This is a genomic window from Pseudoalteromonas sp. CST2 (assembly GCF_028599385.1).
Taxonomy (GTDB): Bacteria; Pseudomonadota; Gammaproteobacteria; order Enterobacterales; family Alteromonadaceae; genus Pseudoalteromonas; species Pseudoalteromonas atlantica.
In genome coordinates, this window is the sequence record NZ_JAQREO010000010.1 from 63,804 (window position 1) to 76,730 (window position 12,927).

Genomic DNA, 12,927 nt, shown 5'->3' on the forward strand with positions numbered 1-12,927 from the left:
AATACATGTGTTAATAATGTGCGTTATTAACTCTGTAGTTAAAAAAAGCCCTTACGGGCTTTTTTTATTTGTGCGTATTGATAATTGAATGGTTTTTAGCCTTTATACGGTCTCACTTTTTAGACTCACTTTTACCCCACAAGAGAAACGTATGACGAGCTTAAGGCACTTAGCAGCACCTGCTATATCATTAATGGGCAACTTAAAATATAAAACTAAAATTGGTTTAGTTTTTGGTATTTTATTATTACCCCTTGCGCTTAGTTTGTTTTTTTTAGTCTCTTTATTAAGCGAGAGTATAAGCGTCTCTCAAATGCAAAAACAAGGTTTACTGAGCTACAGAGACATTCTTGCAAATCAAATGCAGGGTGAAACCTATAAAAATGTAAAAATAGCTAAAGCACGTGGTTTTAATGTAAAAGATGAGCAAATGAATGACGTACTTGAGCTGGTTTCAATACAGTCTAATTTGGCCTTAGATAACCAACTTGCGAGTGCTTATGTTAATCGCGCATTAGTTACACCTATACCTGCGCTTATCATGCAGATAAATGCGACAGCGCAAAGCGCTAATACTGTTCTTACTAATCAGCGTTTTACATCAGAGACTTTTATTGCGCTTTCAAACTTAAGTAAGTCGCTACCTTTGTACCAGCAGCAACTCGATAAAATACTTACAATTGCCACCACGGCCGATGCATCTGTAAATAAAGCACTCACGCCCTCTCTCACTAATTTACATAACGCCATAGCCGCTTTTAAAACAGCCATTGATAAAAAGCTGCTTGAACCAGATGATATACAGCTTACACAAAACGAATTTGCAGGGCTTACCAGCCAAGTGCTTAGTCGTATTAGCCAACTAATTGATAAAAGCATCCCTACCCTTGAATCGCTAATAAATGAAAAACTGAACACGCAACGCTTGACAAGAAACACTGTATTAGCTGCATCATTAATTAGTTTATTGATTGCATTTTACTTAATGGTTGGTTTTTATTTTGCGGTAGTTGATACCATTAATCGCTTTGCCGAAGCTGCGCAAAGAGCAGCAAATGGCGACTTAAATGCGGTTATCAACTCAAGTACTAATGATGAAATGGATATTATTGCAGCGCGATATAACGCACTTCTTAATGCCTTTTCAAAACTTTTAGATAATGTAAAAGCAAGTACTGTGGAGCTATGCGGCGCCACAAAATCGCTTTCACAGGCAAGCAGCCAAACGAGTAACGATGTTGAAAAACAGCAAATACGGGTAAACGCTATTCATGATGCACTAAGTAATATGGAGCAAAGTGCAGTAAGTGTAGAAGAGTCTGCTAATCAAGCGATGTTAACAGCGCAAGATGCCGCGCAGCATGTAAAGCAAGGCTCTAACAACACCATGGAACTTGCCAAATACATGCAAGACCTTCAAGTTGAATTTACCGAAAGCCAACAAGCCTTAGATAGACTAGCTCAAGATAGCCAAGAAATTAGTAAAGTAAGTAAAGGCATTAGCGAAATAGCCGATCAAACTAATTTATTAGCCCTAAACGCAGCAATAGAAGCCGCACGAGCCGGTGAACATGGCCGTGGTTTTGCCGTGGTAGCTGATGAAGTAAGAACCCTTGCCCAGCGTACACAAACTCAAACCCAAGAAATTCACCAAATAATTAGCTCACTCCAACAAGCTTCTGACGATACACAACAAAAAATGCGCTCAAGTGTCCAGAAGATGGAACAATCGGTAAAAGCCGCCACCGAAACAAACGATATTTTACAAAGTGCAGAGCAAAGCATGGGCGATATAAAACACCAAGGCGAAGAGATAGCACTGCGGGTTAAAGAGCAATCTAACGCAACCACTCAAGCATTAACTGATTCGCAAGAAGTAAGCAACTTAGCAAATCAAACTCTTCTCTCTGCGCAATCTACACTGCAAGACGCACAGCAACTTAGTCAGCTCTCTGATGACTTAACTAAATCAATGCAATTTTTTAAATCTTGAAAATTATAAAAGTGCTTTTAAATTACAAAAAACCCTTCGATTAAGAAGGGTTTTTAAGGTTAGTTTTTAATAAGTATTAAAAGCGAGCTTCCAAACCTATACGAACGTAACGTGGTGTTTGCCAAGAGTATGCAGCATCATGGTACGCATTTACTTCACCTTCATTTTGCTCATAGTGTTCATTCAGTGATGACTCTGTTTGCGAGTTGAAAATGTTAAATACATTAACCGATGCACGCATGTCGATATCAGATACTGTGAAATCATATGCAGCAGATAAATCTAAGTTAAATACCCAAGGTGTACGGCCATTTGTGCCTCGGCTATGTTTTTCATAGATTTTCTCATCTTGATCACAGTCGCCGTTGCCATTTGTATCTGGACACTCATTAGTATAAATGTAGAAAGTATCACCCCAACCGCCATTTAAATTTGGATCGGTAGATGGATAGCCTTGACCAAATAAGCTCTTAGGACGCCCGCTTTGTAAAGTAGCATTCCAGCCTACAGTTAAGTCTTCCATTGGCTCCCAACTACCAAAGAATTTAAATGTATGGCGTCTATCATTAGGTTGATAACCTTGTGATCCATCCATAACTGCTGGGAAGTCGAAGTCTTGGGTAATACCCGCATCAGCTTGACCAATATCTGATTTAACAGCACCTTCAAAGTTACCTACACTTCTAGCCCATGTATAACCAAACTGATAACGAATAGTGTCAGCTTTATAGTCAAGGCTAAACTCTACAGCAGTGTATTCATTATTTGCTTTAGGTAGGCCAATTGTTTCTGCTGAATAGGTAGTTAAAGAACCACTATCTGGAACACCGTCGTTATTGAATGATGAATCTCCCCAATCGGTTCCATTCCAGTAGTAACCGTCACTGTACCAGCTAGACGAATCGCCAGGGTTTATCATTACGCAGTAAGGGTATGCATATCGCCCACAGTAGTCATCTAATGCTGTTGCAACTTCGCGATATATACCTTTAACACCTACTGTATATTCATCATTTAAAGCTTGCTGTATACCAATAATATATTCATCTTTAGAGAATGGATCAGCCTCTTGCGCTTGGAAGATATCTTTTTCAGGTATAACCGGTACACCACTCACTTGCTGTGAGTTTTGAATACCACCATTCCCAAGCGTATCAGCTAATGGCGTTAGGCCTGTTGGTGCGCCAGTTTGCGAATCAACACCAGTATATGTATAAGCTGTAGTTATATCACTAACCCCTGATGCGGCTCTAAAAATAGTATTATTGGCTACGGGTAAGTAATAACGCCCATATGTACCATAAACTTTAGTGTCGCCTGTACCTGTAGGATCCCATGTGAAGCCTAGTCTAGGTGCAATATCTGTTTCAAAGCTAGTTAGTAACTTACCAGTCGTACCCCAGCTATCAAACTCATCAATACGTAAGCCAACTTTAACTGAGAAATCCTCTGTTACTTGCCACTGATCTTCTATGTAGTAAGCTGTTAACTCTGATTCAAAGCTGCCGCCGCCATCAAAGATACGGTCTTCAACATAGTCAAGCGCGGCACCAGTGTTATTTGTTAATGCGCCATTATCGGCTTGCCAACTACCATTATCTGCAAGTGTTCTGTAATCATAGCTATGACCACCAATAGGACTACTTATATTCTCAGACTTACGCTCTTGGTAATCGATACCAAATGTTATTTCATGGTCATTCCATACATATTCAACATCTAATCGGTATTGGGTATTTTCATCATTATTGGCACCAAAGCTACCGCCTGCACCACAGCCAGTGATTGGATTAGCAGTACCTCGAGAGTCGGTAATAGATGGACAAACCAAGTTTTCTGATTGCGTTTCATATTCTGTTTTAATATTACCAGCCATAGCAGTAACAACTAGGTCTTCGGTTAAAACACCCGTATAACTTAAGCTTTGCGCTTCACCACCACGCTTTAAAATGGCACCATCGATACGATCGCCCACAGTTCCGTTATTGTATTCGTATACTGAACGCTCAATATCACGACGATTAGAGTAAGCAAAGTAGCTTAACCTATGGTTTTCATTAATATCCCAATCAAGCTTACCGCCCCAAAATAAATTATCGCCACCAGAAGCTGATTCATTACGGTATTGATCGTTTGGCGAAAATTCATCTCCACCCCACGTGTATGTAGACTCAGTATCTCTTGGGTTAATTAATCCATAGAAAAACAACGTGTCTTCAATTAGAGGACCACCAGCAGAAATAGTCACATCTGTTTTGCTATCAGTGTCTAAGCTTTCATCTCTAAATATTTGACCTGCGCCATTGTTACCACGAGAAATACTTCCCTCTTCTTGCAAAGAGTCTGGTTGAAATTGCACAACTGCCGCAAATTCCCACTCATTTGTACCACTTTTAGTAGTTGTATTTATGGTACCACCGGTTGCGCGGCCAAATTTGGCAGAGTAACCACCCGTTTTAACTTGGAACTGGTCATAGAACTCAAACGGCACTTCACCACAACCAAGGCCTTGGCGTGTATTAGTAACCTCTAAGCCATTAATATAACATGCATTTTCAGCTACTGATGAGCCACCAAACGACGCAGTATTACCAAAAGCACTGTCTCCTTTAACAGCTCCTGGAGCCAACAATGCAACCGAGGTAAGATCTCTGTTTATTGGCATACGGTCTATTTCAGCATCTGTAATAACTAGGCCAGAATCGGCAGTTGTTAAATCAATCGAAGAAATACGAGCGCCTAATACTTGAATTACTTCAGGACCGGAATCACTGACTTGTGCTAAATCAAAGCTCGCTTTTGCATTAGCGCCTAATGAGACGCGCACACTATCTTCAGCTACAACGGCGCCGTTTTTTAAGATTTGTATTTGATAGCTACCTGAAGGCAATGAAGCAAATCGAAATGAACCGTCTTCAGAAATATTTAATGTTCTTTCTAACCCTGTTGCAGGATTTTTTACTGTTACGGTATACCCTGCTGTAGTAGAAATATTATCGATAGAACCTACAACATCAGATGCCACTGCTGGAAGCGCTACACCTAGTGAAGCGAGAACCGCTATTGCCGTAAGATTTTTTTTGAAAATATTTTTCATACTCTTATCCCTGTTAAGTTTATAATTATTTTTGCACTTTATACAAAATGCATACAGAGGGTAACAAAAGGGTACAAATTGTAAATATGTTAATTAAATAAAGATAAAATAGAAATAAAAATAATTTAAAAACAATAACTTAAATTTATTTTTACATGTTTATTTGTGAAATATAAGATTCCCAATGTTGATTTAAAGAAACAAAAAACAGACAATTAATTAACAACAATTCAGTTAATTAAACTATTAACATACTCGTTACAATGCTCTTATTTTTAATCTCGCAAAGTGCTACTTTACTCTAATTATACTTACTGCTTTTTAATTTATTTATAAGAAAATAAGCTAATAAAAGTAATTAAAATTTATTTAGTTTCAAATTTTGATTGCTAGATAGTGAAGCAAATATAAAAAAACCGCTGAGTTAGCGGTTTTATTATTAAGGTTTTATTTTATTAGCGTATACACTGCGGCCTAGGCTCAAACTCACTGGCTCTTAGTGGTAACTGAATGACTTTTCCGCATCCGGGCGGTGCTTGTAAACCCGTTCTTTCATTGACGAAAGCCCATCTTATTGATGGCGGGCGTGTATCTGCTATTGCTTCAGGGTTGAGCGGTTTTAAGTAACGAATATAAGCTTCTAACGCGCCCACACTCCCTGTTAAACCGGTGCTTCTATTATCGTCTCTACCAAGCCATGCAACGGTCACTGTGTTTTGATCAAACCCTGCAAACCAGCTATCACGTAAATCATTACTAGTGCCTGTTTTACCGGCAAGCTGAATTGATGGAAAGTGTAAATTTAAACGCTTAGCGGTGCCGTCCTTTGTTACTCGCTTCATGGCATATTTAGTCATATATACAGCGTCTTTTGCAAAGCGCGGCTCAGGCTTAACTTTATGCTTATACAAAACGTTACCTACCGAGTCTGTAAGGGCAGATACAGAGGTAAGCTCTCTATACTCGCCATCTGCTGCGATAGTGGTATAAAGCTGGGCAACCTCAAAGCTCGACATTTCTACAGCACCAAGTAGCAGCGAGGGGTATTCATCTATATTACCTTTTGCGCCTAACCCTTTGAGCGTATTTGCTACTTTATCAACACCTACATCTAGACCTAAATTTACCGCAGGAATATTAATACTGTTACTGAAGGCTTTATAAAGTGGCAATGCGCCTCGGTATTGGTGATCAAAGTTCTCAGGTTGCCACACTTTACCCTGCTCATTTGTTACCTGCACAGGGGAGTCATCAAGTAATGTGGCTAAGTTATAATGTGGTAACTGCAGGGCTGTTAAGTACACCGCGGGTTTAACTAAAGAGCCAATATTTCGTTTAGTATCGAGCACTCGGTTAAAACCTGAGTAGCGAACATCGCGCCCCGACACTAAAGCCGACACACCGCCTTTTTCTACATTAACAGAGATCATGGCTGCTTCGAGTTTATCCGTGTTAGGACGTTTTTCTAAATACGGTAAACTTTTTTGAATGGACTCTTCCATTGCCGTTTGTTTTTGCAAATCAAAGTAAGTAAATACACGCACACCGGCATCTAGAGTTTTTTGATCAGGTAATAACTGCTTAAGCTCACGGTTTACAAGTTCTAAAAAGCCAGGGTATGACTTTTGTAAACTTGCTTTCATAGGCGCTATATCAATTGGGCGTTTAAGTGATGCACGGTATTCTTTTGTAGTTAGTAGCTTGTTTTCAACCATTAAGCGCAGTACTAGGTCGCGACGCTCCATAGTGCGTTCTTTATAGCGACGAGGATTGTAATACGAGGGCCCTTTGACCATCGCCACCAGCAGCGCTATTTGGTCATATTCCAGCTCATCAACAGGCTTTGAAAAATAAAACTCAGAGGCCAAGCCCATGCCATGCACGCCTTGGTTATAAGATTGACCTAGGTAAACTTCATTCAAATAGGCTTCTAAAATCTGATCTTTTGAATAACGGTAATCTAGAATAAGCGCAATAAATGCCTCATTTATTTTACGCACTAAAGAACGCTCACGCGTTAGGTATATATTTTTTGCAAGCTGCTGCGTTAAGGTGCTACCACCTTGCACGGTACGCCCTGCTTTAATGTTTGAATAAAGCGCGCGCAAAATAGAAAATACCGACACACCATGATGCTGATAAAAATCCCGATCTTCTACTACTAATAACGTGTCTTTCAACATAGGCGGAAACTTATCAAGCGGTACAAACTCTCTATCTTGCTTTGAATCATTTCCAATACGGGCTATTTGCACAGGCTCTAGGCGAGCGCTGTTTAGGCGCCTGCCAAATTTATCTTTAATGGTTGCTACCTTTTGCCCGGCAAAACGCAGCTCAATAATGTGCGATTCTTCAAGGCCATCATAAAACTCAAAGTCGCGTCGGTAAATTTTTATGCTATCGGCTGTTTTTACAAACTGCCCCGTGCGGCTTAGCCTATTAACTGACGAATAATTTAGGCGCTCAAGCTCCCACACAACCTCTTGGCTAGATAAAAACTGCCCTGGGTAAAACTCCATTGAGCGTGCGTATACTTGGGCGGGTAACTGCCATTTATTACCTTCAAATATACGTGTTGTTTTTGAATCTAAATAAATAAGATACATGGCCATAGCAATAAAAACAGCTAAGCTCAATTTCCAAAAAACAGACCATGTTTTTCGCATAAATGTGCGTTTAACAACAGTGTCTGACGTTTTTTTAGTCGTTTTTGATTTAGCTTTACGTGGCGAGCTGGTTGCTTTAGGTGCACGCTTAGGAGTGGTTTTACTACTGGGTGTTTTTTTGTTGTCAGCCATTTAAGTGTAATTTATTCCAAGGTTTATTCACGAGTGTGAGCTTAGCATATTGGTTATAGCCTAACACCTGAAAAGTTAACCTTCCCTGAAACGAAAAAAAGCCCTACCAAGGTAGGGCTTTGTGAACACAATGATTAATCTATTTAATATTAGTTACTGCGAACAGATACAAACTCAGGGTAAGCATCCACACCACAATCGTGTTGGTCCATACCGCTTAGCTCTTCTTCTTCGGTTACGCGAATACCCATAGTTTGCTTTAAAATAGCCCACACAATAAATGAAGCTACAAAAACAAAGGCTAAAATAGTCATTAAACCAATAAGCTGTGTTACAAAGTTTGCATCGCCGTTAGATACAGGCACTAACATAATACCTAGCGCGCCACATACACCGTGAACAGAGATAGCACCTACTGGGTCATCAATCTTCGCTTTATCTAGAGCTACAATGCTAAATACAACCAGTGAGCCACCTAAAATACCTAGTAAACACGCCATTAATGGAGATGGTGAAAGTGGGTCTGCTGTAATAACAACTAAACCTGCTAATGCGCCGTTTAATACCATAGTTAAATCAGCTTTACCCCACAACACTTTACATACAAACAGTGCAGCAATTGCACCCATTGCCGCTGCGGCATTGGTGTTAAGTAAAATTTGACCTACAGCGGTTGCATTTTCTTTATCTGAAAGAAGTAATTGCGAACCACCGTTAAAACCAAACCAACCCATCCATAAAATAAACGTACCTAATGTAGCAAGTGGTAGGTTAGAGCCTGGAATTGGGTAAATTTCACCGTTTTTACCGTATTTACCTTTACGAGCACCTAACAGAATTACACCCGCTAAAGCAGCTGCAGCACCGGCACCATGAACAATTGCAGAGCCTGCAAAGTCAACAAAGCCCATTTCTGATAAGAAACCGCCGCCCCATGTCCAGTAACCTTCCATTGGGTAAATAAAGCCAGTTAAAACAACTGCAAATGCTAAGAAAGCAAATAACTTCATACGTTCAGCAACCGCACCCGATACAATCGACATAGCCGTTGCAACAAATACTACTTGGAAGAAAAAGTCAGATTCTAAAGAGTGGTCAGCATCGGCCGCTTGCGTGCCAATTAATGCGCCAATTGAAGGGATGATGCCGCCTTCAGCGTTGTCTACATACATAATGTTGTAGCCAACCAATAAAAACATGGTACATGCGATAGAATAAAGCGCCACGTTTTTAGTTAAAATTTCAGTGGTGTTTTTAGAGCGAACTAAACCCGCTTCTAACATGGCAAAACCTGCTGCCATCCACATTACTAGTATACCCGACACCAGAAAATAAAAGGTGTCGAGTGAAAATTTGAGTTCTACAATTGTGTTTTCCATTAATCAGCCCCCTTAAATTGCTTCTTCATCAAGTTCGCCCGTACGAATACGCACAATTTGATCTAAGTCGTACACGAAAATTTTACCGTCACCAATTTTGCCTGTTGATGCAATTTTGGTAATTGCTTCAACTACGCGTTGGCAATTTTCAGTACGAGTAGCAATTTCAAGTTTGATCTTAGGAATAAAATCTACCTGATACTCTGCTCCACGATACAGCTCTGTATGGCCTCGTTGACGTCCAAAACCTTTAACATCAACTACGGTCATCCCTTCAATACCTAAATCAGCGAGCGCTTCACGCACATCATCTAATTTAAATGGTTTTATGATTGCACTAATCATTTTCATAGTGGCCCCCTCGGACGCTTTATTGTTATCCTGTTGGCTTACATAATCCAACCTTTATGCCACTATTAAAAAACACTTAATATCAATAAGATAAGCATGAATAGTAAATTTAAAACAAAAAAAACGCACCATCAAGGTGCGCTTTTTTAACAACTTAGCTACATTGGTGCATCACCAAAAGTGATGCCCTACTAGCTTGTAATTAGTGTTATTTTTTATATTTACACAACACAGTTTCGGCCATTGTTTTTGGCTTCGTAAAGGGCAGCATCAGCGATGCGCATGGCCTGAGTTAAATCAGTGTTTTGAAAATCAGCAACACCAATACTGATGGTGATAGAAAACGGTTTTTCATCGATTAAAAATTCATGTTTAGCGAGTTTTTTTCTAAAGCCTTCTAAGTACTCTCGCCCACGCGCCGTGTCTATATCATCTAATATAATGGCAAACTCTTCGCCGCCCACCCGCGCAACGGTAAACTTAGAAAACGTAGTTTTAATTAACGTGGCTACCTGCTTTAGTGCCTGATCACCCGCTTCGTGGCCTAAGGTGTCATTAATATTTTTAAAAAAATCTATATCGAGTAATGCTAGCGTATTTTGCTGTTGTTTTTTTAATAGTTGCTCTGCATATTGGTAAAAATAACGGCGGTTATACATACCTGTTAAATAGTCTCTGTAAGCACTTTCTTTAATATCCGCAATCAGTGACAACTGCTCCATTGTTTGCATGACACGACAATGAAACTCTTCATTCATAAATGGCTTTGTTAAAAAGTCGTTGGCACCGTATTTAATAAACCGAGCCGATAATCCATGCTTACCGGCACCCGAAAGCCCAATGATGGCCAAATCATCGCGCCCTCTAAAATTACGCACCGCTTTAACCAGTTCAAAGCCATCCATTAATGGCATCGCATAATCGGTCATGAGCAATTTTATATTAGGGTTACTTTTTATTATTTCGAGTGCTTGCTGACCATCTTGCGCATCGGTTACATCAAATAATTGCTTTTCTAGCATTTGCTTCATTAAGGAGCGGCTTAACACCGAATCATCAGCAACCAACGCCTTACAGCCTTGATTTCTCAAAAGCTGAGCTACTAACTTGATAGCGTAATGGTATGAATCGCGATTGTCTTTAATTACGTAATCAATAACACCAAGCTCTAGCATTTGTTGGCGCTTATATTCATCAATTTTTGAGGTAAGTACCACAGTAGGAATGGCGTGTGAAAGTGTGAATTTAGCGACCTCGCCATTAGGTGCATCGGGCAAAGTTAAATCAACTAAAGCCAGCGAGTATTTATGTTTCTCAATATAGTCTTGGCATTCATTTAATGACCAGGCAAAATCGACAGCGACATCTAAATATTGAGCCGATAAGTGGCGTAGCACCTGCTGCACTACTTTACTGTCTTCAACCACTAATACTCTTTGCATAAACTTCTCTTTAATCTTGTTATTTTACGTACTTAAACTTGCACTAAAGCGACAAGTTATGAAAAACATCCAATAAAGTTCTGTTTATGTAGCCAGTAAGTAGGCTAAGTCCATTAATCTAAGCGCAAGGCTTGTATTTAATTTAAATACAAAGTCGGCCAAATATACTTGATTTTTTAGCTAAGCTAAACACGCTAGGATAAATTAACCCTAAATAAACAAACACGCCGTGTATAAGTTTAGACTTAACTAGTATTATCGACCATTAATCTCAATACTTTTGTTATTTGTGTGTTTTTTATTTTAAATAGCATCTAAACAAAAATAAGGAACGACAATGAAGCTTGTCCAATTAACTCGTTACACCTTAGCGCTTGCCATCGTATTGGTTTGCAGTACTGCAACAGCAGAACACCAACGAAAAATAGACATTGATAGCCACGTAGTCACTAAGCATAAAGCTAAAATTAATGGTAAACGCTTTAGCTACACAATTAAAACAGGCACTCAGCCGGTGTGGAATGATAATGGCGATGCCATTGCCACTTTACAATATACCTATTACACACGAGATAAAGTCGATGACACCGCAGCTCGCCCATTACTGATATCGTTTAATGGCGGGCCAGGCTCTGCATCTGTATGGATGCACTTAGCCTATACTGGCCCACGCGTATTAAAAATTGATGACGAAGGCTACCCCATTCAGCCTTATGGCGTAAAAGATAACCCCTACTCTGTGTTAGATGTAGCAGATATTGTTTATGTAAATCCGGTAAATACAGGTTATTCACGCGTAGTAGAAAACGCCAAAGGTGAAATGCTTTCGAAAGAGCAACAAAAAGAGCACTTTTTTGGTGTCAATGCCGACATAAAATACTTAGCTGAATGGCTAAATACCTTTGTTAATCGAAACGAGCGCTGGCGCTCACCTAAGTTTTTAATTGGAGAAAGCTACGGCACTACTCGTGTATCAGGCCTTGCCCATGAACTACAAAACAGGCAATGGATGTACATTAATGGGGTGGTATTAGTATCGCCGACCGATATTGGTATAAAACGCGACGGCCCTATAAAAGCGGCTAATCGCTTACCTTATTTTGCTGCAACTGCGTGGTATCACAAAGCACTGAATAAAAACTTGCAAGAAAAAGATCTCAATGAACTTTTACCCGAGGTAGAACAGTTCACTATTAATGAGCTTATTCCTGCCCTCGCTAAAGGTGGCTTTATCGATGCCGATAAAAAACGCCAAATAATAAAGAAGATGGCCGAATATGCAGGCCTTTCAGAGCAGTTTGTAGCGCAAAACAACTTAGATATTCCCACTCGATTTTTTTGGAAAGAACTTTTACGTGAGCGCGGACAAACTGTCGGACGTCTAGATTCGCGCTATTTAGGTATTGATAAACGCGATGCTGGCGAATCACCTGATTACTGGGCTGAGCTTACCTCTTGGCTGCACTCATTTACGCCTGCAATTAACTATTACCTGCGTGAAGAGCTCAACTATAAAACGGATGTTAAATACAACTTATTTGGCAATGTTCACCCATGGGATCGTAGTAAAAATAATACCGGCGAAAACTTACGTTTAGCGATGGCGCAAAACCCGTATTTAAACGTCATGATTCAAGCGGGTTACTACGATGGCGCAACAAATTACTTTGATGCTAAATACACGTTATGGCAGCTTGACCCAAGTGGAAAAATGAAAGATAGGTTAAGCTTTAAAGGGTACCGCAGCGGCCATATGATGTACCTACGACATGAAGATCTTAAGCTTTCAAATAACGACTTACGCGACTTCATTTTAAGCTCCCTACCCGCTAAAGGGCAGGCCGCTAAATATTAATTAAAAGGGCCA

At 39.9% G+C, this 12,927-nt stretch carries 7 protein-coding genes; 2 read left to right on the forward strand and 5 right to left on the reverse strand.

Annotated features, from left to right (window positions below; genetic code table 11):
- Positions 1 to 151 precede the first annotated feature (151 nt).
- A complete protein-coding gene (locus PSH41_RS13515) occupies positions 152 to 1,993 on the forward strand; it encodes a methyl-accepting chemotaxis protein (protein ID WP_273589285.1) in 1,842 nt (613 codons plus the stop codon).
- A gap of 76 nt (positions 1,994 to 2,069) precedes the next feature.
- Here PSH41_RS13515 and PSH41_RS13520 read toward each other — a convergent pair whose 3' ends face one another.
- From PSH41_RS13520 to PSH41_RS13540, 5 genes are all read right to left on the reverse strand, one after another.
- The gene (locus PSH41_RS13520) at positions 2,070 to 5,090 is read right to left on the reverse strand and encodes a TonB-dependent receptor (RefSeq protein WP_024034306.1); all 3,021 of its coding nucleotides are present in this window, start codon (positions 5,088 to 5,090) and stop codon (positions 2,070 to 2,072) included.
- A gap of 455 nt (positions 5,091 to 5,545) precedes the next feature.
- Positions 5,546 to 7,888 (reverse strand): penicillin-binding protein 1B, encoded by a 2,343-nt coding sequence (gene mrcB, locus PSH41_RS13525; protein WP_273589284.1) that lies wholly within the window; start codon positions 7,886 to 7,888, stop codon positions 5,546 to 5,548.
- A gap of 149 nt (positions 7,889 to 8,037) precedes the next feature.
- A complete protein-coding gene (locus PSH41_RS13530; RefSeq protein ID WP_273589283.1) occupies positions 8,038 to 9,267 on the reverse strand; it encodes an ammonium transporter in 1,230 nt (409 codons plus the stop codon).
- A gap of 12 nt (positions 9,268 to 9,279) precedes the next feature.
- Positions 9,280 to 9,618, reverse strand: a complete 339-nt coding sequence (locus PSH41_RS13535; RefSeq protein ID WP_004587162.1) for a P-II family nitrogen regulator — start codon at positions 9,616 to 9,618, stop codon at positions 9,280 to 9,282.
- Between the two features lie 221 nt (positions 9,619 to 9,839).
- The gene (locus PSH41_RS13540) at positions 9,840 to 11,060 is read right to left on the reverse strand and encodes a GGDEF domain-containing response regulator (protein WP_273589281.1); all 1,221 of its coding nucleotides are present in this window, start codon (positions 11,058 to 11,060) and stop codon (positions 9,840 to 9,842) included.
- Positions 11,061 to 11,397: 337 nt separating this feature from the next.
- On the opposite strand from PSH41_RS13540, the gene PSH41_RS13545 reads away from it, so the two are divergent.
- The gene (locus tag PSH41_RS13545) at positions 11,398 to 12,915 is read left to right on the forward strand and encodes a S10 family peptidase (RefSeq protein ID WP_273589280.1); all 1,518 of its coding nucleotides are present in this window, start codon (positions 11,398 to 11,400) and stop codon (positions 12,913 to 12,915) included.
- Positions 12,916 to 12,927 lie beyond the last annotated feature (12 nt).